At 68.1% G+C, this 22,424-nt stretch carries 22 protein-coding genes; 11 read left to right on the top strand and 11 right to left on the bottom strand.

The features are described 5' to 3' along the window. Window positions 1-17: 17 nt before the first annotated feature. Genes D577_RS0101905 through phoU form a run of 4 tightly spaced genes read left to right on the top strand, consistent with a single transcriptional unit; the run spans window position 18 to window position 5,573 of the window. A complete protein-coding gene (locus D577_RS0101905; protein WP_018945908.1) occupies window positions 18-2,288 on the top strand; it encodes an ABC transporter permease subunit in 2,271 nt (756 codons plus the stop codon). A gap of 9 nt (window positions 2,289-2,297) precedes the next feature. Next, entirely contained in the window at window positions 2,298-3,965 is a 1,668-nt protein-coding gene (gene pstA, locus D577_RS0101900) for a phosphate ABC transporter permease PstA (protein WP_018945907.1), read from the top strand. A gap of 43 nt (window positions 3,966-4,008) precedes the next feature. Next, window positions 4,009-4,836, top strand: a complete 828-nt coding sequence (gene pstB / locus D577_RS0101895; RefSeq protein WP_018945906.1) for a phosphate ABC transporter ATP-binding protein PstB — start codon at window positions 4,009-4,011, stop codon at window positions 4,834-4,836. Window positions 4,837-4,850: 14 nt separating this feature from the next. After that, window positions 4,851-5,573, top strand: coding sequence for a phosphate signaling complex protein PhoU (phoU, locus tag D577_RS0101890; RefSeq protein WP_018945905.1), 723 nt, complete (start codon window positions 4,851-4,853; stop codon window positions 5,571-5,573). An 18-nt stretch (window positions 5,574-5,591) separates the two neighbouring features. Here phoU and folE read toward each other — a convergent pair whose 3' ends face one another. Both folE and D577_RS0101880 read right to left on the bottom strand, forming a co-directional pair. Further along, on the bottom strand, window positions 5,592-6,215 hold the full coding sequence (folE, locus tag D577_RS0101885; RefSeq protein ID WP_018945904.1) for a GTP cyclohydrolase I FolE: 624 nt from the start codon (window positions 6,213-6,215) through the stop codon (window positions 5,592-5,594). Between the two features lie 30 nt (window positions 6,216-6,245). After that, entirely contained in the window at window positions 6,246-7,001 is a 756-nt protein-coding gene (locus D577_RS0101880; RefSeq protein WP_018945903.1) for a DUF3429 domain-containing protein, read from the bottom strand. 85 nt (window positions 7,002-7,086) lie between these two features. On the opposite strand from D577_RS0101880, the gene D577_RS0101875 reads away from it, so the two are divergent. From D577_RS0101875 to D577_RS0101850, 6 genes are read left to right on the top strand one after another with little or no spacing between them, the layout of a single operon-like run. Further along, window positions 7,087-8,439: an NAD(P)/FAD-dependent oxidoreductase gene (locus tag D577_RS0101875; protein ID WP_018945902.1), complete on the top strand. Its 1,353-nt coding sequence runs from the start codon at window positions 7,087-7,089 to the stop codon at window positions 8,437-8,439. Beyond that, a complete protein-coding gene (locus D577_RS0101870; protein ID WP_018945901.1) occupies window positions 8,439-9,206 on the top strand; it encodes a DUF1365 domain-containing protein in 768 nt (255 codons plus the stop codon). Before D577_RS0101875 ends, D577_RS0101870 begins: the two co-directional genes overlap by 1 nt. Continuing rightward, the gene (locus D577_RS0101865; RefSeq protein WP_018945900.1) at window positions 9,206-10,462 is read left to right on the top strand and encodes a cyclopropane-fatty-acyl-phospholipid synthase family protein; all 1,257 of its coding nucleotides are present in this window, start codon (window positions 9,206-9,208) and stop codon (window positions 10,460-10,462) included. The genes D577_RS0101870 and D577_RS0101865 overlap by 1 nt, the downstream gene beginning before the upstream one ends. Before the next feature lie 57 nt (window positions 10,463-10,519). After that, window positions 10,520-10,972: a GNAT family N-acetyltransferase gene (locus D577_RS0101860; RefSeq protein WP_018945899.1), complete on the top strand. Its 453-nt coding sequence runs from the start codon at window positions 10,520-10,522 to the stop codon at window positions 10,970-10,972. Between the two features lie 27 nt (window positions 10,973-10,999). Next, window positions 11,000-11,500: a hypothetical protein gene (locus tag D577_RS0101855; protein WP_018945898.1), complete on the top strand. Its 501-nt coding sequence runs from the start codon at window positions 11,000-11,002 to the stop codon at window positions 11,498-11,500. Continuing rightward, a complete protein-coding gene (locus D577_RS0101850; protein WP_018945897.1) occupies window positions 11,487-12,278 on the top strand; it encodes a secretin N-terminal domain-containing protein in 792 nt (263 codons plus the stop codon). Before D577_RS0101855 ends, D577_RS0101850 begins: the two co-directional genes overlap by 14 nt. Before the next feature lie 117 nt (window positions 12,279-12,395). Here D577_RS0101850 and D577_RS0101845 read toward each other — a convergent pair whose 3' ends face one another. Continuing rightward, window positions 12,396-12,911 carry a cytochrome c gene (locus tag D577_RS0101845; RefSeq protein ID WP_026288855.1) on the bottom strand — a complete coding sequence of 172 codons (516 nt, stop codon included), beginning with the start codon at window positions 12,909-12,911 and terminating at the stop codon, window positions 12,396-12,398. Window positions 12,912-12,973: 62 nt separating this feature from the next. On the opposite strand from D577_RS0101845, the gene D577_RS0101840 reads away from it, so the two are divergent. Further along, window positions 12,974-13,702, top strand: coding sequence for an HAD family hydrolase (locus tag D577_RS0101840; protein ID WP_018945895.1), 729 nt, complete (start codon window positions 12,974-12,976; stop codon window positions 13,700-13,702). 19 nt (window positions 13,703-13,721) lie between these two features. Here D577_RS0101840 and D577_RS0101835 read toward each other — a convergent pair whose 3' ends face one another. Genes D577_RS0101835 through D577_RS0101800 form a run of 8 tightly spaced genes read right to left on the bottom strand, consistent with a single transcriptional unit; the run spans window position 13,722 to window position 22,402 of the window. Further along, on the bottom strand, window positions 13,722-16,826 hold the full coding sequence (locus tag D577_RS0101835) for an efflux RND transporter permease subunit (RefSeq protein WP_018945894.1): 3,105 nt from the start codon (window positions 16,824-16,826) through the stop codon (window positions 13,722-13,724). Next, entirely contained in the window at window positions 16,823-18,160 is a 1,338-nt protein-coding gene (locus D577_RS0101830) for an efflux RND transporter periplasmic adaptor subunit (RefSeq protein WP_018945893.1), read from the bottom strand. Before D577_RS0101830 ends, D577_RS0101835 begins: the two co-directional genes overlap by 4 nt. Next, the gene (kdsB, locus tag D577_RS0101825; protein ID WP_018945892.1) at window positions 18,157-18,924 is read right to left on the bottom strand and encodes a 3-deoxy-manno-octulosonate cytidylyltransferase; all 768 of its coding nucleotides are present in this window, start codon (window positions 18,922-18,924) and stop codon (window positions 18,157-18,159) included. The genes D577_RS0101830 and kdsB overlap by 4 nt, the downstream gene beginning before the upstream one ends. 7 nt (window positions 18,925-18,931) lie before the next feature. Next, window positions 18,932-19,126: a Trm112 family protein gene (locus tag D577_RS0101820; RefSeq protein ID WP_018945891.1), complete on the bottom strand. Its 195-nt coding sequence runs from the start codon at window positions 19,124-19,126 to the stop codon at window positions 18,932-18,934. Window positions 19,127-19,133: 7 nt separating this feature from the next. Further along, window positions 19,134-20,147, bottom strand: a complete 1,014-nt coding sequence (lpxK, locus tag D577_RS0101815) for a tetraacyldisaccharide 4'-kinase (RefSeq protein ID WP_018945890.1) — start codon at window positions 20,145-20,147, stop codon at window positions 19,134-19,136. 28 nt (window positions 20,148-20,175) lie between these two features. Beyond that, the gene (locus D577_RS0101810) at window positions 20,176-21,324 is read right to left on the bottom strand and encodes a glycosyltransferase N-terminal domain-containing protein (RefSeq protein WP_018945889.1); all 1,149 of its coding nucleotides are present in this window, start codon (window positions 21,322-21,324) and stop codon (window positions 20,176-20,178) included. Window positions 21,325-21,329: 5 nt separating this feature from the next. After that, a complete protein-coding gene (locus tag D577_RS0101805; RefSeq protein WP_018869577.1) occupies window positions 21,330-21,767 on the bottom strand; it encodes a biopolymer transporter ExbD in 438 nt (145 codons plus the stop codon). After that, window positions 21,764-22,402, bottom strand: a complete 639-nt coding sequence (locus D577_RS0101800; RefSeq protein ID WP_018869578.1) for a MotA/TolQ/ExbB proton channel family protein — start codon at window positions 22,400-22,402, stop codon at window positions 21,764-21,766. Before D577_RS0101800 ends, D577_RS0101805 begins: the two co-directional genes overlap by 4 nt. Window positions 22,403-22,424 lie beyond the last annotated feature (22 nt).

Below are 22,424 nucleotides of genomic sequence, written 5' to 3'. Positions count from 1 at the left end.
TATTTCAGGGGAACCGAATGCCCGGCACCATCGCGAACACCACCCTCGACCGCTTCCAGCGCTGGCGCCGCGCCAAGGACACCTCGGCCCGCTACCTGATCGGATTTTTCGGGCTGGCCGTGATCGGCGCCCTGACCCTGATGTTCGTCTACCTCCTGAGCGAAACCCTGCCGATGTTCCAGGGCGCCTCGCTGGAGGAACGCGCGGCCTACGATGCACCCGGCGGGGCCGACACCGGGACCATCCACCTGGCGGTCAATCGGCATCGCGAAATGGCCGTGCGCCTGACCGAGGACCGTCGGGCGGTCTTCTTCCGCCCGTACAGCGGCGAGGTGGTACGCGAACAGCCGCTGCCGATACCGGATGACGTACGGGTCACCAGTTTCAGCATGGCCGAACCGCGCACGCGCCTGGTCGCGGCCGGCCTGGACAACGGCCAGGTACTGGCCATCGAATACGAATACAACGAACGCTTCACGCCGCAGGGTCGCGAATACGATCCGGGCCTGGTGTACCCCCTGGGAGACGAGGATTCGGCGCTGCTGGACGTGGATTCCGAGGGCCGGGCCATCGACGTGGTCGGCATCCAGCGAGGCTCCAGCGGCGTGCGGGTGGCCGCGGCCACCGAGGACGGTGACCTGCGACTGGTCAACTTCGAGGAACGCACCTCGATGATGACCGGCGAGACCGAGGTCACCCGTTCGGCCCACGACCTGCCCTCCCTGCCCGGGGACGCGACACCGACCCGCATCCTGGTCGACATTACCGGACGCAACCTGATGGTGGGCGACGACCGGGGCCGGCTGCATTTCTACGACATCAGCACTCCCCGCGACGCCCGGCTCGTCGACAGCCAGCGCGTGGTGCGCGGGGACGATGCCGAGGTGACCTCGCTGGAATACATCCTGGGGACGGTTTCCGTCGTGGTCGGGGGCTCGGATGGCTCGGTCGCCCAGTACATGCTGGTGCGCGACGAAGACAACGTGAACCGCATCACCCGCGTCCGCGACTTCCCGCAACATACCGATGCGGTCACCAACACCCAGCCGGAATACATCCGCAAGGGGTTCGCCACCACCGATGCCTCGGGCGCCCTGGCGGTCCATTACCCGACCTCGCAGCGCACCCTGCTCCAGCAAACGATCAGCGACCGTCCCCTCTACCGCGCGTACATCGACCCGCGCAATCGCATGCTGATCGCGATCGACGACGCCGAGAGCTGGTTCGTGAACGACCTGTCCAACCCGCACCCGGAAGTCTCCTTCCACGTGCTGTGGCAAAAGGTCTGGTACGAGGGCCGTTCCGGCGGCGACTACGTGTGGCAGTCGTCATCCGCCACCGACGAATTCGAACCCAAGTTCTCGCTGGTGCCGCTGACCCTCGGAACGGTCAAGGCCGCCTTCTACGCCATGCTGTTCGCCACCCCGCTGGCCATCATGGGGGCGATCTACAGCGCGTATTTCATGTCGAGCCGCATGCGCAGCCTGACCAAGCCCAGCATCGAACTGATGGAGGCCCTGCCGACCGTCATCCTGGGCTTTCTGGCGGGCCTGTGGCTGGCCCCGTTCATCGAGGCCAATCTGCCCGCGGTAGCCAGCATCCTGATTCTGCTCCCGCTGGCCATGCTGGTGATGGCCTATATCTGGACGCGGGTCCTGCCGGAGGGCGTACGCCGTGCGATCCCCGCAGGCTGGGAAGCCGCGATCCTGATCCCGGTGATCCTGCTGGTGGGCTGGTTCGCGGTGTTCATCAGCCCGCATCTGGAAATCTGGATGTTCAACGGGGATGCCCGTCAGTGGCTGACCGACGCCGGCTACACCTACGACCAGCGCAACGCCCTGGTGATCGGGATCGCGATGGGTTTCGCGGTGATCCCGACCATCTACTCGATCTCCGAGGATGCGGTATTCAACGTGCCCAGGCACCTGACCCAGGGCTCGCTCGCACTGGGCGCCACCCCCTGGCAGACGGTGGTGCGCGTGGTGCTGCTGACCGCCAGCCCGGGGATCTTCTCGGCGGTGATGATCGGCTTCGGCCGCGCCGTCGGCGAGACCATGATCGTGCTGATGGCGACCGGCAACTCCCCGGTGGTCAACTTCAACATCTTCGAGGGCATGCGCACGCTCTCCGCGAACATCGCGGTGGAGATGCCCGAGACCGCGGTGGGCGGCACCCATTACCGCATCCTGTTCCTGGCCGCGCTGGTCCTGTTCGCCCTCACCTTCACGGTGAACACCATCGCCGAGATCGTGCGCCAGCGCCTGCGGAACAAATACAGCACCCTGTAAGGAACAACGATGAAACACTGGTTCCAGTCCGGCACCCCGTGGATCTGGCTGAATGCCGGGGCAATCGCCGCCTCACTGGTGATGGTCTTCGGGCTGATCACCATGATCGCGGTGAATGGCCTGTCGTTCTTCTGGCCGTCCGAGGTCATCGAGTTCGAATACCAGCCCGCGGATGACAGCGAGCCCCGGGGGGTGATGGGCGAACTCGCACGCTCGGAGACCATGACCGCCCAGGCCGCGCGGGAAGCCGGCTTTCAGGTGCCGGAGGGTCAGGAAATCGTCGTGCGCCACCTGATCAAGCGCGGCAACCGCGACCTGGATTCACGCGACTTCCGCTGGTATCTCGAAGACGCGATGTCCGAACGCCGCACCCCGCGCGACGCCGTGGTGCTGGAACGCCTGCAATGGGGTGACTTCTTCGGCTTCATCCGGGAATACCGCGAGGACGGCGAGACCGTGGCCGAAGGCGAAGCGGCACGCACCGCCTTCGAACAACGCATCCGGGAGACCCGCGATCTGGTGCAGCAGCTCGAACGCATCGAGCGGGTGGAGATCGGTCAGGTCAACCATCAGATGGAACGGGTGCGGCTCGACCGTCGCGGCCTCGAACGGGACACCTCGCTACCGGAGGAACAGCGCGCGCAGCGCCACCGGGAACTCGACGAGGAACAGGCAGCCCTGGACGCCGAATACGCCAAGCTGGAATCCGAACGCAACGCCCTGCGCGAGGAAGTCGCCCGTTACGCCATCGTGCTGGAAACCGCCGATGGCCAGCGCACCACCATCGCGCTGTCGCAGATCGTGAACGCCTGGTGGCCGAACGACATGAGCACGGCCGCCAAACTGCGCCACTACGTCGGCAGTTTCTGGGACTTCATGACCGGCTACCCGCGTGAGGCGAACACCGAGGGCGGCATCCTCCCGGCGATCTTCGGCACCGTGCTGATGGTAATCCTGATGTCGATCGTGGTGACCCCGTTCGGCGTGCTTGCCGCGATCTACCTGCGCGAATACGCGAAACAGGGCCCGCTGGTGCGCATCATCCGCATCTCGGTGAACAACCTGGCGGGGGTACCGTCGATCGTGTTCGGGGTGTTCGGCCTGGGCTTCTTCGTGTACCTGATCGGCGGCAACATCGACCAGCTCTTCTTCCAGGATGCCCTGCCCTCGCCCACGTTCGGTTCGCCGGCGATCATCTGGGCATCGCTGACGCTCGCCCTGCTGACCCTGCCGGTGGTGATCGTCTCTACCGAGGAGGGCCTGACACGGATCGGCAGCAGCGTACGCCACGGTTCCCTGTCGCTGGGCGCCACCAAGGCCGAGACCCTGTGGCGGCTGATCGTGCCGCTGTCCGCGCCGGCCATGATGACCGGCCTGATCCTTGCGGTGGCGCGCGCCGCCGGCGAGGTCGCACCGCTGATGCTGGTGGGCGTGGTCAAGCTCGCGCCCAACCTGCCGGTGGACGGCACCTTCCCCTATCTGCACCTGGACCGTGCGTTCATGCATCTCGGCTACCACATCTACGACGTGGGCTTCAAAAGCCCGAACGTCGAGGCAGGCCGGCCGCTGGTGTACGCCACGGCCCTGATCCTGGTGCTGCTGATCGTCGTCCTTAACCTGACCGCCATCTCCATCCGCAACCATCTGCGCGAGAAATACCGCGCGGAAAGCGACTGAGACGCGATCGGCGTCGAACCCCATTCGCCACGGAGTACCCGAAATGAGTGACACCCGGACCCACGCCGTCAATCCGGCCCAGCAGCAGGCCCCGCGCGGCCTGAACATCGATCGCGAAGACATCTGCCTGACCGCAGAAGACCTGAAGCTGTACTACGGCGACGACCAGGCGCTCAAGGGTATCGACATCCGCATCCCGAAGAACCGGATCACCGCCTTCATCGGACCGTCCGGCTGCGGCAAGTCCACTTTCCTGCGCTGCTTCAACCGCATGAACGACCTGATCGACGTCGCCCGCATCGAAGGCACCATCCGCCTCGACGGCGAGGACATCTACGGTGCCAACGTGGACGTACCCGAGCTGCGCCGCCGGGTCGGCATGGTGTTCCAGAAGCCCAATCCCTTCCCCAAGTCGATCTACGAGAACGTGGCCTACGGCCTGCGCCTGCAGGGCGTGAAGAATCGGCGCCGCCTCGACGACGTGGTGGAAAAGTCCCTGCGCCGCGCGGCCCTGTGGGACGAGGTCAAGGACCGCCTGCACGAGAACGCCTTCGGCCTGTCAGGCGGCCAGCAGCAGCGCCTGGTGATCGCCCGCGCGATCGCCATCGACCCCGAGGTGCTGCTGCTGGACGAGCCCTGCTCGGCGCTGGACCCGCTGGCCACGCTCAAGATCGAAGAGCTGATGATCGAGCTGAAGAAGGACTACACGCTGGTCATCGTCACCCACAACATGCAGCAGGCTGCCCGCGTCTCCGACTACACCGCGTTCATGTACATGGGCGAACTGATCGAATACGCCGACACCGACACCCTGTTCACCTCGCCCGCGAAAAAGCAGACCGAGGACTACATCACCGGCCGCTTCGGCTGAGGAGCCCCGACACCATGGACAAGAGTTTTTTCAAGCAGCACATCTCCCGGCAGTTCAACGAAGAACTGGAAGACATCATCAAGCGTGTGATGGAAATGGGCGGATTGGTGGAACAGCAGCTTGCCGATGCCGTGAGCGCCATGGTCGAGGGCGACACCGAGCAGGCCGAGACCGTGATCACCACCGACTACCGCATCAACGCGATGGAGGTGGAGATCGACGAGCAGTGCACCCACATCCTCGCCCGGCGCCAGCCCACCGCCTCCGACCTGCGCCTGGTGATCGCCGTAATCAAGACCATCACCGACCTCGAACGCATGGGCGACGAAGCCGAACGCATCGGCCGCATGGGACTGCACCTGCTCGAAGCCGACCGTCAGACCGCCCCCATGAGCGATCTCGCGGAAATGGGCGAACACGTGCGCCACATGACCCGTGGCGCGCTGGACGCCTTCGCCCGCATGGACACCGAACAGGCCGTGCGTGTTGCCCAGCAGGATATCCAGATCGACAGCCTGTACGAATCCGTCACCCACAAGCTGATGAAACAGATGACCGCCGCCCCGGACGCCGTGCCGCGGCTGATGGACGTGGTCTGGGCCACCCGCTCCCTGGAACGCATCGGCGACCGCGCCCGCAACATCTGCGAATACGTCGTCTACTTCGTCAAGGGCAAGAACGTGCGCCACACCAGCTACGAACAGATGGCGGCCGAGGCCACCGGGGATCGGCGCTGACCGATTTCGGGCCGACGCTCAGTCGCGCCCGCCTCGGCCGATGAGGTTGAGGAATTCGCGCCGGGTGCGCGAGTCCTCACGGAACGCGCCGAGCATGACCGAGGTGGCCATCGAGGAGTGCTGCTTTTCCACGCCGCGCATGGTCATGCACATGTGGCGGGCATCCACCACCACGCCCACGCCCTTGGCCTGGGTCACCTGCTGCAGGGCCTCGGCGATCTGACGCGTCAGGTTTTCCTGGATCTGCAGGCGGGCGGCGAACATGTCGACGATGCGTGCGATCTTGGACAGGCCGATCACCTTGCCGTCCGGCAGGTAGGCCACGTGCACCTTGCCGATGATCGGCAGCACGTGGTGCTCGCACAGCGAATACAGCTCGATGTCGCGCAGCAGGACCATCTCGTCGTTGTCTGAGGTGAACAGTGCCCCGTTGACGATGGTGTCCAGGTCCTGTTCGTAGCCGCGGGTGAGGTACTGCAATGCCTTCGCGGCACGCAGCGGGGTGTCCTTCAGGCCCTCGCGTTCCGGGTCCTCGCCGAGCCCGACCAGGATCTCGCGGTAGTGCCCGGCCAGTTCGCTGGCCGGCGTGCGGTTATCGGATTCCTTGTCATTGTGCGAGTCGCTGTGCGAAGCGGCATCCATCATGTTCTCCTTGGATCAGAGCGGATCGGATCAACCGACCGTGACCGCCCCCAGGCCCGCGGCCAGGGAGAGGATCGCGCCGGTGGTCAGCACCATGCGCAGGGTGAGATAGCCCGGCGGCAGTCGCCGGTCACGCAGGCTCAGCCGGTCCACCCACAACACGCCCAGGAACAGGACCGCCAGGGTCATGATCGCCTCGGGCAACGGTTGCAGGACCGCCAGCCAGGCCAGCACGGGCGGGATGACCGCCCAGGCAGGGCCCGAAAGCGGCCCCACTCGATGGGAACGGTCCGCCAGGTGGATGCCCCAGTGGATCGCCCCCAGAAACGCCAGAATGACCGCACCATATAGCGCCAGCGCGTTGAGTGCGAAAGCCTGCCATTCCGGATGGGCGATCCATGCCCCTGCCCCGAAGAACACGAACGGTATCAGTCCGCCGGCGCCCAGCACCGTCAGGACCGGGTCCCGCGCGTCGGTCCGAGGCGTGTCCGGCGTGGTATCACCCAGCCAGGCGCGCAGTTCGGGCACCCCGCCCAGGGCGCCTTCCCGCGTGACCACCAGGGGCAGGATGCGCATGCCGGTGGCCTGCTGCAACTGGTGGAACGCCGCGCGGTTCCCGGCCGACCCCATGCCCCATTCCAGGCGGGTCCACTCGCCGGGCCGCTGCTGGTCCAGCAGGGCCTCCGCTTCGCGGGTGTCGCTGAGACCGGAGGTCACCAGCACGATCGGGTATTCCTCCAGTGCGCGGCGCACCGGTTCGGGCCAGTCAGGGTTGGTCTCCGCCATGCTCGTCTCCTTCGGCGTCATTTACAGCCATTGTACAGGTATTGTATAAGATAGATATCGACCCCGGCCGCTGGAGAGCCCGGACATGCAAAGACAGCGCCTCGCCGTCATCGGCGGCGGTATTGCCGGACTCGCCTCGGCCTGGATCCTGCAGCAGCGCCACGATGTTCGGCTGTTCGAACAGGCGCCGCAGCTCGGGGGCCATGCGCATACCGTGGATGTGGCCGACCCCGAGGGGCCGACCGCCATCGACACCGGGTTCGTGGTCTATAACCAACGCAACTATCCCCTGCTCACCCGCCTGTTCGCGGAGCTGGCCGTCGAGACCCGTCCCACGGACATGAGCTTTGCCTGTTCACAACAACCCGCCGGGCTGGAATATGCCGGCAACGACCTGAACACCCTGTTCGCCCAGCGCACCAATCTGTTGCGTCCGCGGTTCCTGCGCATGGTCGCCGATATCCTGCGCTTCAACCGCCTGGGGCACGAACTGAATGCACGGCAGGAGATGCCGGAGGGCACGCTGGGCGAGTTCCTGGCCCGTCATCGCCTGGGGCGCGGCTTCACCGAAGACTATCTGCTGCCGATGGGCGCGGCCATCTGGTCGTGTCCGCCGGCGCGCATCCGCGAATTCCCGGCGGCCAGCTTCCTGCGCTTCTTCCTCAATCATGGTCTGCTGGATCTGCGCGACCGCCCGCAGTGGCGCACGGTGGTCGGCGGTTCGCGCAGCTACGTCCGGCGTCTGGCGCAGCGTCTGGCCCCCGGCTCGGTGTCGCACGGCGCGGTATCCGCCGTGGAGGCCCGCGCCTCGCAGTGGCGGGTGCACGGACCCGGAGAACCCGAAGAGTTCGACCGCGTGGTGTTCGCCTGCCACGCGGGCGATGCCCGCCGGCTGCTGGACGGCGGCCCTGCGGCCACCCGCGCCCGCCTGGCCGCCTGCCAGTTTCAGGAAAACCGCGCCCTGCTACATACCGACGCCCGGCTGATGCCGCGCTCCCGGCGGGTCTGGTCTTCGTGGAACTACCTTTCTCGCGCACGCACAACCGGCGAACGCGGCGTCTCGGTATCCTACTGGATGAACGCCCTGCACCGGCTGCAGCGTCGCGAGAACTACATCGTCAGCCTCAACCCCCTGTACGACCCGCATCCTTCGCTGACCCTGGGCGAGTTCCTGTGGGAACACCCGGTGATGGACGCACCGGCCGAACGGGCGCGTGCTGCACTGGCCGAACACCAGGGCGAGGACGGCCTGTATTTTGCCGGGGCGTGGATGGGCGACGGTTTTCACGAGGACGGCCTGCGTTCGGCACGGAGCGTGGGGCGCGCACTGGGAGTGGAAATGCCCTGGGCGGCGGGTTCCGAACCCCTGGCTGTTCCCCGCGCAGACGCCAGTCAGCCCGCGGGAACCGCGGTGCGCACCGTGACGGGACAAACCTGATGGATGCCGCCCTGCTTCCCGGCCATGTCATGCACCGTCGCCTGCACGGGCCGGACTACCGTTTTCGCTACCGGGTGGTGAGCGCGCTGTTCGACATCGACCGGATCGAAGATCTGGCGCGCAACCGCCGCTGGTTCTCGCTGGATCGCTTCAATCTGTTCAGCCTGCATACCCGTGACCACGGCCGCCGCGATGGGACGCCCTGGCGGCCGTGGGTCGAGGCCCGGCTGCGCGAGGGCGGACTGGAGCCGGATGGCGGCGCGATCCTCCTGCAGGCCACGCCCCGGGTCCTCGGCCATGCCTTCAACCCCCTGAGCATCTGGTACTGCCATCACATCGACGGGCGTCTGCAGGCCGTTTTGCTGGAAGTCCGCAACACCTTCGGCCAGCATCACCATTATCTGCTGCCGGCCGGAGACAGCGCGGGGGGCATGCTGCGCGGGGAGAAGGACAAGGAGTTCCACGTCTCGCCGTTCATCGATATGGACGCACGCTACGCGTTCGCCGTGACCGTGCCCGAACTGCACGAAGGCAGCTCGATGCGCGTGGCGATCCGCGAATACCAGGACGACCGGCTGCTGCTGGTCGCCACCCAGAACGGGCATGTCCGTCCGATGACCGACGCGGCCCTGCTGCGCCAGTGGGCCCGCATGCCCTGGATGACCCTCCAGGTCCTGTTCCTGATCCACTGGCAGGCGCTGAAGATCTGGTGGCGCGGCGGGCGCTATCACCCGCGGCCCGACCCGCCCGAAAAGGAGTTGAGCTGATGGAACTGCAACGCAGCGAACGGCTTCCGGCCGTGTCCCGGTCCGCGGCGAGCCGGGCCCTGGATCTGCTGGCGCGACGTATCCATGGACTGGACCACGGTCACCTGACCCTGATCGGTCCGCATGGCGAACGCCGCGAGATCGCCGGGCAGGGCCCGGGCAGCGAAGCGGTCTGGCACCTGCGGCGGCCGTGGGCCACGCTTGTGCGACTGGCCCGCCACGGCGACATCGGCTTCGCCGAGGGTTTCATCAACGGCGAATGGACCACGCCCGATCTGCATGCCCTGCTGCGTCTGGCGATGGAGAACGAACACCGGCTCGGCCGCGTGTACCAGCGCCCCGCCTGGCAACGCGGAGTGGATGCCCTGCGCCACTGGCTGCGGCGCAACTCGCGCCGGGGCAGCCGCGCCAATATCCGCTTCCATTACGATCTCGGCAACGACTTCTACCGCCTGTGGCTGGATCGCGGCATGGGCTACTCCGCCGCGTTGTTCTGTCGCGGCGACGAATCCCTGGAGCGCGCCCAGGAGCACAAATACGAACGCCTGCTGACGCGCCTGGCTCCGGAACCCGGCGCCCACATCCTCGAGATTGGCTGTGGCTGGGGCGGTTTTGCGGAATTCGCGGCCCGGCGCGGCTACCGGGTAACCGGCGTCACCCTGTCCGACGAGCAGCTGGAATACGCCCGCGAGCGGATCCGGCAGGCGGGACTGGCGGACCGGGTCGACCTGCGTCTGCAGGACTACCGCGAACTGAACGAGACCTTCGACCACGTCGTGTCCATCGAGATGTTCGAGGCCGTCGGCGAACGCTGGTGGTCCACCTGGTTCGAGCAGGTGCACCGCTGCCTGCGGCCCGGCGGGCGTGCCGCGGTTCAGGTCATTACCATCGAGGAAGCGGCATTCGAGTATTACCGCCGCAACGCCGACTTCATCCAGTTGTACGTGTTTCCCGGCGGCATGCTCCCGACCCCGGCACGCTTCGGCGACGCGGCGGCCGCGGCCGGCCTTCAGGTCACCGAGCGCGCGTTCTTCGGTGCCGACTACGCCCGCACCCTGATGCACTGGTACCGCGAGGTCATGCGCACCCGGGGGCCCATCGAGGCGCTCGGTTATTCACCGGCGTTTCTGCGCATGTGGCGTTACTACCTGGCGTACTGCGAAATCGGTTTCAGTTCCGCTCGGGTCGACCTGATGCAGACCGTCATGGAACGCCCGGAACGCGGACTGCCTCACGGGCAGGAACCCCGAGGCTGAACTAGACTCTTCTGTCCGGCGTGGCCTTGGGTAACCGGCCACGAGGAGGAGGTGGTTATGTCCCAGCGCATCAACTTTCGGGAGGCCAGCTGGCCTGCCGACCGGAAGGCACTGTCCCTGATTCGCCGCGAAGTCTTCGTGGAGGAACAGCAGGTGCCCGAAGACCTTGAATTCGACGGCCTCGACGCCGGGGCCCTGCACTGGCTGGCGGAGGAGCCGGGAGGCGAACCCATCGGCACCCTGCGCCTGCTGCCGAGCGGCCAGATCGGACGCATGGCCGTGCGCCAGCCCTGGCGCGGTCACGGCATCGGATCGCATCTGCTCGAGTGCGCCCTGAGTGCAGCGATCCGCCACGGCTGGCGGGAGGTCTGGCTGAACGCCCAGGCGACTCGCCTGGGATTCTATGCCCGTCACGATTTCTTTATCATCAGTGACACGTTCGAGGATGCGGGCATCCCCCACCGGCGCATGCTGCGGCGCATCCGGAATTCCATGGCCCGCGCCGGATGAGACGGGCCGGATGACAAAGGAGAAGGCATGAACACGGAAGGCGGCGAAGTCGAGGAAACCACGGAAGACCCGCGCGAGCAGGCCCGCGAAATGCTGCGGGAGATGAGCGAAAACGCCGGGCGGATCCTGTGGATCCATGCTCCGGTATCGCTGCTGGAAGAAGTCGCGGACGACGATCTCCCCGGCACCCTCGCGCGCATGGCCCAGCGCCACCGCTCCACCGACATTCGCCTGCTGGTGGACGACGACCTGGCACTGAAGGACCGTCTGCCCGAACTGGTCGGCACGCTCAAGCGCCTGACCACCGCGGTCTCCGTGCGGGTGCTGGAACCCGACGAAAACGCACCGCTGGTGGTGACGGTCATCGCCGATCAGTCCGGCTGGATGCAGTTCACGCGTTCGGGCAGCCAGCGCATCCTGCGGGGTGAAACCGATCATCGAGGCCGGACCCGGCGCCGCGCCGAGGAATTCGAAGCGAGCTGGGAAGCCGGCCGGGATTCGGACGAACTGCGACGTGTCCATCTCTGACCGACGCCGACGGTTCCTGCGGGCGAGCGCGGCCGCCTGCCTCCTCGCCCTGCCTCTCCGCTCCACGGCTCGCGACGCGGCCGACCGCGTCACGGTCATCGACTTGCAGAATCGCCGGGCCGAGGCCGTGGTGCACGACCTGCGCGAACTGTTCCCCGGCGCCACCCTGCAGCCGGATGGCTTCCGCCTGCTGGTGCGGGCGCCGGCGCACGAGATTGAGGAGATCCGCCAGATGGTGGCGGAGCTCGACCGTGCGTCCCCCGATCTGGTCCTGCGCGTGCGCCGCCACCGCGACCACGACGACGAAACCGCCGGCCGTATCCGGCGCTTTACCACCCGGCGAGACGAGGACCGCGAGCAGTTCCTGCGGCTGCGCGACGGAGGGCGCGCCGTTCTGATGGTCGGGGAGACGCTGCCCGCCGGTTACCGCCTGTTTGCCGGCCGTGCCGGCGTGGCCATCGAACCCATCTATCGCGACACGGCGCGCGGCTTCGCCGTGGAACCCCGCATGCAACCCGATGGCCGCGTGCGCGTGGCGATCACCCATCTCCATCAGACGCCCCTGCAGCGCGGCGCCGAGCACGAACGGGTCGCAACGGAGATCACCCTGGAGCCCGGGAGCTGGCACGATTTCGCCGGCATCCGTTCGCGGCTGGAAAGCGACGCCCGCGACGTTCACCCGCCCGTTCGCCGCCGCACCACCCGCGCCCGGGATGACGTATCGCTGGAGATCCGGGTGGACCCGGCGGAGGACGCCACGGCCCCCGGGTTACGCTGAAGTCGTGCGCGGCCCGCAACCAGAAAGGCCCGCCGCTGCAGCGACGGGCCCCGGTATGTCTCCGTTCGGCACGGGCCGACCCGGCGGCGTATACCGCCGGGTGGCCCCGCCTGCCGATCAGTCAGCGCGGAAGCTGTCGTGGCAGGCCTTGCAGGACTGGCCGATCTCGCCGGCCTGACGGCGCAGCTGCATTTCATCGGCCCCTTCATCGATCAGGGCCGTCATGCGCGAAACCTCTTCTTCGAAGTCCGCGATCTTCTGTTCGAAGGACTCGCGGTCTTCCCAGACCTCCATCATGGCATCGGTTTCACCGAGATCGGAGCCCTCGGTAAAGCCCTGCCACGGCATGTCGGCCAGGCGCGCCAGCTGATCGGCACGCTCCAGGAACATCTCCTCGTTGAACGGGATCTCGCCCTGGGCCATGCCCGCCATCGGGCCGAAATTCCAGCTGAAGGCCTTGAACACGCCCTGGCGATACTCGATCGCGTCCTCGGGATCGACCGCCTGAGCGGTACCGGTCATCATCATCGCACCCAGCAGGGCCACGGGAAGACTGCGCAGAAAGAGCTTCTTCATGTTGTGATTCTCCTTTTCGGGCAGAATGAAAGCTGCACGATTAAAATTCCCCTTCATTTTACACCTGCTTGAGGTTCGGAAAAGCGACGCTCGACGCAAAACTCCGACAATAACGTTCGATGAATTCGAAAGCTCGACCCGCCTCCGTACCCGATCATTCGATCGAATGCATCACGTTCGATCTGGACGACACCCTCTGGCCGGTGATGCCGGTCATCCGTCATGCCGAAGACCGTTTCTACGCCTGGCTGCGCGAACGCGCGCCCGCAGTCTGCGCCCGCTTCGAACCCGAGGAGCTGGTGGCCGACCGCGCGGGCTTCATGCGTGCCGCACCCGAGGAAGAGCGCCACGACCTTACCCGCCTGCGCAAGCGATGGCTGCGCGGTCTTGCACAACGCTGCCAGGTCTGTCCGGACACCCTCGAGGAGGAAGGCTTCGCGGTCTTCTGGCATGCCCGCAACGAGGTGACCCCGTTCCCCGAGGCCGACGCGGTGCTCGCCCGCCTGCATGGCCGATTCACCCTCGGCGCCATCAGCAACGGCAACGCCGACGTGTTCCGCACGCCCCTGGGCCGTTATTTCGATTTCGCCGTTCCCGCGGCCGAAGCGGGCGCCGCCAAACCGCATCCGCGAATCTTCGAACACGCGCGCCGGCGTGCCGGCGTACCGGCACCGGCCATCCTCCATGTCGGCGACGACCCCGTGGCGGACATCCTCGGGGCGCTGGATGCGGGTCTCAACGCCGCCTGGTACAACCCCGACGCGCTGCCCTGGGAACACCCGGTTCCCGCCCCGCCGCGTCTGGGCCGTCTCGGGCAGCTCCCGCGCATACTCGGCTTGCACGACTGAATCCCGACCCGCGGCAATTTCAGGCCGGGCGCGGGAGCCGGTGCAGCGTCGCGTAGAGCACCGGCACCACGCCGAGGATCAGCACCGTGCCGGCGGCAAGGCCGCTCATCACGGCGATGGCCAGCGGCGCCCAGAACGGTCCGGACAGCGCCAGCGGGATCATGCCGAGGATGGTGGTCAGGGCGGTCAGGAGCACCGGGCGGAAACGATTGACCGCGGCCTCGATCAGGGCCTCCAGGGGTTCCAGTCCGCGGCGGCGTTCCAGCTCGGCCTGCTCCACCAGCACAATCGCATTGCGCAGCAGGATTCCGCCCAGGCTCATTGCCCCCAGCAGGGCGATGAAACCGAACGGCTGCCGGAACAGCAGCAGACCCGCGACCACGCCCACCACCGCCAGCGGGACGCTGAGTGCCACCACGAGGGTGTTGCGGAAGCTGTTGAACTGCCAGAGCAGTAACACCACCATCAGCCCCAGGACGACGGGCACCGGCGCCAGCACGCTGGCCTGGGCATCGGCGGCCGCCTCGAACTCGCCGCCCCATGCGCGCTCCACTCGCCCGGCGTTCCCGGTGCCCTGCAGCAGGGTGTCGATCACCGGGTCGGCCTCGCGCACGAAACCGCTGGCGGTGGCACCGGGGGCAAGGTCCGCCTGCAGGGTCACGGTGGGGCGCCGGTCATGGCGCCAGATCACCGCCTCGTCGAACACGGGCTCCACCTCGGCTACCTGGCCCAGTGGCACCGCCGCCCCGCCGTCGCGCGGCCAGATCTCCAGGGTGTGCAGCTGTGCCAGATCCCGGCGTTCGTCCTCCGGGAAGCGCCACAGCACCGGCAGGGCCTGATCGCCATCGCGAAACACCCCGATCGGCATGCCGCTGACCCCGGCCTCCAGCGTCTCGGCCACCTCGGCGCTGGACAGCCCGGCCGCTCGTACCCGGTCCTGATCCACCTGTACGTCCAGCGTCAGTGTGCGTTCGCGCCAGTCATGCCGGGGCCGTTCCAGGTCTGGGTGACCTTCCATCCATTCCAGCACGCGGTCGGCGGTGGCGCGCAGTTCGGCCCGGTCCTGCGGCCCGGACAGCCGCAGCTCCACCGGATAGCGCACGGGCTCCCCCAGCTGCATCGGCCGCACCCGAGGTTCCGCCCCGGGGAAGCGACCGTCCATCCATTCGCGGGTCTCCGCGATGATGTCATGCAGTCGATCCACGTCTTCGACCTGCACCAGGATCTGGGCCAGCGCCGGATTGGGAAGCTCGGGCATCATCGGCAGATAGAACCGCGGCGACCCCTCGCCGATGAAGGCCGTGTAGCTTTCCACCTCGGGGTGCTGCGACAGCCAGGATTCCAGACGCGCCACATCGGCTGCGGTGGTCTCGATGCGCGTCCCTTCTCCCCGCCAGTGATCGATCATGAACTGCGCCCGGTCGGCCGGCGGGAAGAAGATCTGCGGTACCAGCGCAAAGGACGCGACCGCGACCAGCATCAGGCCGACCACCGACGCCAGGGTCCGACGGCGATGGCGCAGCATGGCCGTGAGCGCCCGGCGATAGAGCGCGAGCAGCTGCGTGCCGATTCCGGGCGTCTCCGTGCCGGTCGGGTCGCCATTCACCGGACCCGGCAACCAGCGCCACGCCAGCAGGGCCGTCAGGGTTACCGCCAGCAGCCACGACAGGCCCAGCGCGATCGCCACCACCCAGAACAGCGAGCGGGTGAATTCGCCCACCAGGGTCGGCGTCATGCTGATCGGCGAGAACGCCAGCGCTGCGATCAGGGTCCCGATCAGCAGCGGCCCGCCGGTCTCGCTGACCGCCTCGCGCGCCGCCTGCAGCCGCTCGGTGCCGCGCCGGATGCGGGTCATCATCAGTTCGGCGACGACGATGGCGTTGTCCACCAGCATCCCCAGCACCACGATCAGGGCCCCCAGCGAGACCCGGTGCAGTTCGATGCCGGCCACCCACATCACGAAAAAGGTCGCCAGGATGGTGAGCGGGACGCCCATGCCGACGATCAGGCCGGTGCGCCACCCGAGCGCTACCAGCAGCACCCCCAGCACGATGACCACCGCGGTCGCCAGATTGCCGCCGAAATCCAGGATGGCCGCGCGCACGGTCTCCGGCTGGAAGTTGACCGTGTCGATGTCGATCCCCACCGGGCGATCCCCGCGCAACGCCTGGATGCGCTCCAGGACGTCGTCACCCAGGGCGACCACGTTCGTCCCTTCGGTCGGGCTCACCCCCAGCGCCACCGCCGGCTGACCGTTGTAGCGCAATATGCGCTCCGGCGGCTCGGCGTCACCGCGGTGTACTTCGGCCACATCGCGCAGTTGGAAACGCTCGCCGGTCTCGGGGTTGTGGATGGCCAGGTGGCGAACGTCGTCCACCGATTCGAACACCCCGGAGACGAACAGCCGGACGCGATCCTCCTCCAGTTCGATCGCCCCGCCGGGCGCCACCACGTTCTGGCGCTCCAGGGCCTGGATAATCACCCCCGGATGCAGATCCAGTGCGGCCAGACGGGAACGCCGGGTCTCGACGAAGATCCGCTCGCCGCGATCGCCGAACAGCTCCGCCCGCGCCACCCCGGGCAGGCGCAGCAGTTCACGGCGCAGTTCATCGGCGTAGTCGTGCAGCTCGCGGTGGCTGTAGCCCTCGCCGTGGATCGCCAGCAGGGTACCGAAGACATCCCCGTAGTCGTCGTCCACCAGTGGACCGCGGATCCCCTCCGGAAGATCCGGCACCGCCGCGCGCACGGTGCGTTCCAGCTCGTCCCAGACCTGGCGCTGGGCCTGATCCCCCAGAGCCTCGTCGACGTGGACGAAGATCACCGACTCGCCATGGCGGCTGACCGATTCCAGTTCGTCCAGCTCGTCGAGCTGCTGGATATGGCGCTCCAGGACCTCGGTGACCTCCTCCTCCACCCGCGTGGCTCGAGCACCGGGATACCCGGTCTGCACCAGCGCGGTCGGCACGGTGAACTCGGGATCCTCGAGCTTGCCCATGTCGATGAAGGCCCAGGTCCCGCCGAGGACCAGCAGGGCCGTCAGGAAGACCACCAGCCGGGCCCGCTGGATGGCCCAGGTCGCGGCGTTGAACCCGGACCCGGCGTTGTCGCCGCCGGGCGGATTCACGGCCGGTTGCCCCCGGCCCCGGTGTCGCGTCCCGAAGCCGGGGCTTCGTCATTGAACCGACGGGTACGCTGGCCCTCGCGCAGCCGCCCGGCACCCGCGGAGACGACCTCATCACCCGGTTCCAGATCACCCTGCACGCGCACCCCGCGACCATCCGCGCCAAGCACTTCCACCTGGCGCGGGGCGACGCGGCCGTCCTCCGGGTCCCGCACCCACACCGCGTAGCCCTCCGCGTGTTCCACCAGAGCGGACGGCGGCAGCACTACGCCGACACCGGGTTCGGGGCGCGCCCGGAAGGCGACCTCGGCGGTCATCCCCGGCAGGACCCGGTCGGGGTCAAGCGCCGTCGCGGGCAGGGTCAGCGGGTCGGGGGTCTCCAGACGCACCTTGACCGGATAGGTCTGCCGTCCCGGCAGCACGTCCACCCCGACCGACCGGATGCTGGCGGAGAAACGCGCGTCGTCCAGCGCCGGAATGCGTACCTCCACCGCCTCCAGCCGGTCCCGCCAGGCCAGCAGCCCCTCGGGAATGCCGACCTCGATCTCGATGGATTCCAGATCCTCGAACAGGACCACCGGGTGATGGGCCTGCACCGGTTCATGCGGTTCCAGATCGCGTTCGGCGACGTAACCGGTGAACGGGGCTCTGAGTTCGCTGTCTTCCAGTGCGTCGCGCGCCTGCTCCAGCTGCGCCTCGATGCGCCGGATCCGGCCCCGGGCGGCCTCGCGCTCCTCCTCGCGGCCGCCGGCCCGCGCGATGGTCAGCGCCTCCTGCGCCGAACGCCGGTCCGCCGCGGCCTCGCGCAGAGCCCGGCGGGCGCGGTCATATTCCGACTGACTCACATGACCGTCGTCGCGCATGCGCGCCACCCGGCGGTATTCGGACTCGGCCTGTTCCTCGCGGGCCCCGGCCGCCTCCAGCCGCGCCTCCAACTGGCGCCGTTCTTCCTCGCGTGCGCCGCGCTCCAGCATCAGCTGCTCCGCGCGGGCCTCCAACAGACCGCCCTCCAGTTCACGCACCCGGCGCTCGAAGTCGCGCGGGTCCAGACGCGCCAGGAGGTCGCCCTCGTCCACGCGTTCGCCGCGCTCCACCGCAACCGACTCGACCACCCCTCCGACGCGAAACGCCAGCCAGGCACGTTCCGCCGCCTGGGTACGCCCGGAGAAGCGGCGCTCGATGAGAGTGTCCCGCTCGCTCACGGTGACCAGCTTGACGGGCCGTTCGGGTGCGGGCGCCTCCGACGGCCCCTCGCCACATCCGGTCAACACCAGCGCCAGTATCAGGACACCCGCGGCGTAACCCGCCGTCCGGCGACGCGGCCACCCGCCCGTCATGAACCTCCCGCCTGCCCCAGCACGGCTTCCACGCGTTCTACATCGCTCGGGGTGTCGACACCGGGCGGATGCGCCTCCGCGCGCAGCCCCACCCGTATATGCGCGCCCATCGCCAGGGCTCGCAGCTGCTCCAGCTGCTCCAGCCGTTCGAGACGCGCAGGCGGGGTCGCACTCATGCGCCGCAGGAACCCGGCGCGATACGCGTACAGTCCGAGGTGACGCACGGCCGCCGACGTGTCGGGGTCGCGGCCGGCGCGCGCGGCCTCACGGTCGAAGGGAATGGGCGCGCGGGAAAAATACAGCGCCCGCCCGTGGTCGTCGGTCACCAGCTTGACCTGGTTCGGATCGTGCAGATCGGCCGCACTGCCCAGCGGCACCCCGAAGGTCGCCATCTCGGCCTCCGGCGATTCCGCCAGCAGGGCCGCCAGCTCGTCGAGGAGCCCGCCGGGCGTCAGGGGCTCGTCCCCCTGCAGGTTCACCACCAGGGATTCGTCACCCCAGCCCTCCCTCGCAGCCACGGCGGCGATGCGGTCGGTCCCCGACGGGAGGTCCGCGGCGGTCAACACCGCCTCCGCGCCCGCCTCGCGGGCTGCGGCCAGCACCCGTTCATCGTCGGCCGCCACGATGACGCGGGAGGCACGACTCTCCCGCGCACGCGCGACGACATGCGCGATCAGCGGACGGCCCGCGACCGGCACCAGCGGCTTCTCCGGCAGACGACTGGAGGCCAGCCGCGCCGGAATGACGACGACGAAGGGTTCCACGGCGCCCTCAGACGTCGCGCCAGCGTTCCTTTTCCTCGTCCGACAGGTGCCGGGCCTCGTCCACCAGCATCACCGGGATCTCGTCCCGGATCGGGTACGCCAGACCGGCCTGCACCGAGATCAGCTCCTGATTCTCGCGGTCGTATTTCAGCGGGCCCTTGGTCTCCGGGCATACGAGGATGTCGAGAAGGCGGTTGTCCATGTTGTACTTACCCCAGATGGCGGAGCCGGATGCTGGTCCTGAGACGCTGCAGCAGGGCCGGCTCGAAAGTGGCTGGAAGGCTGGCCGCCACGGGCCAGTACCAGTGGCGGGATTGCGCGAACGACCGGCATTTTACGGCATCCTTCTCGGTCATCAGAACCGGCAGGTCGTCATCAAACGCCAGATCGCGCGCGCGAAAACGATGATGGTCCGGAAACGGGTGCCGGATCACGTAGATGCCGCGCTGCTCCAGCATGGAAAAAAAACGTTCCGGGTCGGCGATGCCGGCGACCGCGTGGACCTCCTGCCCGCCCAGAAGCCTCGGGCGCATGGTCTCGTCACTGCCGTCCACCCGCCGCAGGCGCGAGGCCGGGACCAGGTGCATCGGGATTTCGTCGACACCGGCCTCGCCACCGGTCCGCACGACGAAATCGGCCCGCGCACGTGCCGCCTTCGGCTCGCGCAGCGGCCCGGCCGGCAGACACAGACCGTTGCCGAGGCCCCGGCGTCCGTCCACCATCAACACGGTCAGATCCCGTGGCAGTCGATGGTGCTGCATGCCGTCATCGGCGATCACCACGTCCGCGCCGCGGTCGGCCAGCGCGCGTGCGCCACGCACGCGATCGCGGTCCACCTGGACCGGCAGCCGGGTCCGTCGGGCCAGCAGCACGGGCTCGTCCCCGACCTCAGCCGGATCCGAATCCGGATGCACCGCCTGCCCCGCCTCGCCACGCCGGCCATAGCCGCGGGACACGATCCCCGGACGATAACCCGCCTCCGTCAGACGCCGCGCCAGCCAGTCGGTCATCGGGGTCTTGCCGCTGCCGCCAACCGTCAGATTCCCGACCACTATCACGGCCTTCAATGGCAGTCGGGTATTCCGGCGGATCTCTTCCAGGCGCATGCGGTTGTATTCCGCAAGACCGGCATAGACCAGCGAAAGGGGGTACAACGTCGCGGCCACCGGGCCGCGCTGGCTCCAGTGCCGCCACCACCATCGACTCAGCCAGGCGGTATTCATGCGTGGCCTCCGTTCCCCGGCAACGGGCTCACCAGTCCCAGACCTCGGCCAGCAGCGTCTCGAAATGGTCATCCACCCGCCGTCGCTCGTCCCAGAACCGGCGGCGGGCGGCATCCCCCAGCTGCCGGCGGACGGCGGCATCGTCGCGCAACGCGGTCCAGCGGGCCAGCACCGCCTGCGGATCGGCGTGCACCTCCACCGGCAATTCCAGGGTCCCTTCGCGCCCGAGGCTGACCGCGGTCCCGCCCGCAAGCGCCTGCCACAACACCCGCGATCCCGGGGCATCCAGATGCACCGCCTGCGTCGCGCTGGCCGCCGCGGCGAACCAGCGCGGGTCGTCCAGCTGCACGACATTCCCGGGGGCGAGCGCATTGCGATCCCATTCGCTCACCCGCAGTGAACGCCCCGGCAGCGGGTGACCGGGATCCTCTTCCAGACTGGCCAGCAGGATATCCTCCTCCCCGAAACCGGAGGCCTCCCAGGCGGCGCGCCAGTCCGGCCAGCCGGCCGCAGTGCCGTGCCACCACCACAGCCGGCGTACCTCGCCACCCACCAGCGAGCGCAGGACCACGTCCGCCTGCGCTTCGACGAAACGCGCCATCGGATCCGCCGGTTCCAGCCACCGCGCGGCACCTCCCTCGCCGGCGCGATCACTCCAGCACCGGCTCTCCTCCGGATCACGGGGCCAGGCCAGCTCCAGACCCCGCGCCGCCGGCCGCGCCGGCGGTGCCGCGTTCACCGCGATCACCGGGGCCTGCGTGGCTTCCAGCAAGTTGGGCGGGGTCACGCCGCCCGCCAGGATGATGCCCGCGGGCTGGAAGCGGTCCAGCACGCGGCGCACGACCCGTGGCCGGTCGCAGGGGCCGTACCCCACGCCCACCTTGCGAAACGGCTGCATGTGCTGTTCGAACAGCTCCGGGCAGTCGCGCTCGAAGGTCAGCACCAGGCGCACGTCCTGACGCTTGTGGCGCACGAATCCCAGCAGCTCGATCCCCAGGCGCAGGCTCTCGGGGTCGGCCCCGGCCCGAATCCAGATCAGGCGGCCACGGTCCTCCGGCGGACTGAGGAACCCCAGCCGCGCCAGCGCGCGTGCCCGGTCACCGCGGCGCCAGTCCCGCCCGACCGCGCTCCAGACTCCCGCCAGTCCGGCCCCATATCCCGGTTCGGTCGTGTACATGCCGCTCAGTCGTCCGCCGCCCGGCCGTCATCACCCAGTGTCGCGATCGACACCGCGCTGACACCGAGGCGGCCCACCACGTCCAGCGCCCGCACCACCGACTGGTGACTGGCACTGGCGTCCGCGCGGATCACCACGGGGTCATCGCCGCGGGCCTCGAGAACTTCGCCCAGCACCTGTTCCAGGGTTTCGGCCCGACGGTTCACCAGTTCCCGCCCGTCCACGAAATAACGGCCGTCGGCGTCCACCACGATGTCGATCCAGGCGCGATCGTCCACCTGTTCCGCTTCCCGGTCGGCCGATGGCAGGGTGATGTCGATGTCGGCGTGCCGGTCGAACGTGGTGGAGACCATGAAGAAGATCAGCAGCAGGAACACCACATCGATCAGCGGCGTGAGATTGACGCCGGGCTCCTCGCGTTGTGTGGGCGGGCGGAACTTCACGCCCGGCCTCCGGCCTCGACGCTGCTGGCACTGCGCTCGCCGTGCATGATCTCGACCAGCTTGGTGGCTTCCTGCTCCATCTCCAGCACCAGCTCGTCGATCCGGCCGCGGAAGTAGCGATGGAAGATCAGCGCCGGAATCGCGATCCCGATGCCGGTGGCGGTGGTGATCAGCGCCTGCGAGATGCCGCCGGCCAGATCCCGCGGACTGCCCACGCCGATCTCGGTGACCACCGTGAAGACCTCGATCATGCCGACCACGGTGCCCAGCAGCCCCAGCAGCGGCGTGATCATCGCGATGGTGCCGAGGGTGTTCATGTAGCGTTCGAGTTCATGGGCCACCCGCCGGCCCGCCTCCTCGATGCTTTCCTGGGTGATCTGGCGGGTACGGTCATGGGTCGCCAGACCCGCGGCCAGCACGGCCCCCAGCGGGGAATTTTCACGCAGGCGCTCGATGTCCTCCATCGACAGGCCGTGTTCGCGCATCTGTTCCCATACGCGCGCCAGCAGGCCCTGCGGTACCACTCGCCCTCGCCGCAGCGAGATAAAACGTTCCAGGATGATCGCCACGGCCAGCACCGAACACAGCAGGATCGGCACCATCAGCCAGCCGCCACTTTTCACGATCTCGAGCATTCACTGCCTCCTTGGAGTTACC

Origin of the sequence: Thioalkalivibrio sp. AKL17, assembly GCF_000377885.1 — a bacterium.
Classification (GTDB): domain Bacteria; phylum Pseudomonadota; class Gammaproteobacteria; order Ectothiorhodospirales; family Ectothiorhodospiraceae; genus Thioalkalivibrio; species Thioalkalivibrio halophilus.
This window is presented reverse-complemented; position numbering and strand designations above follow the sequence as displayed.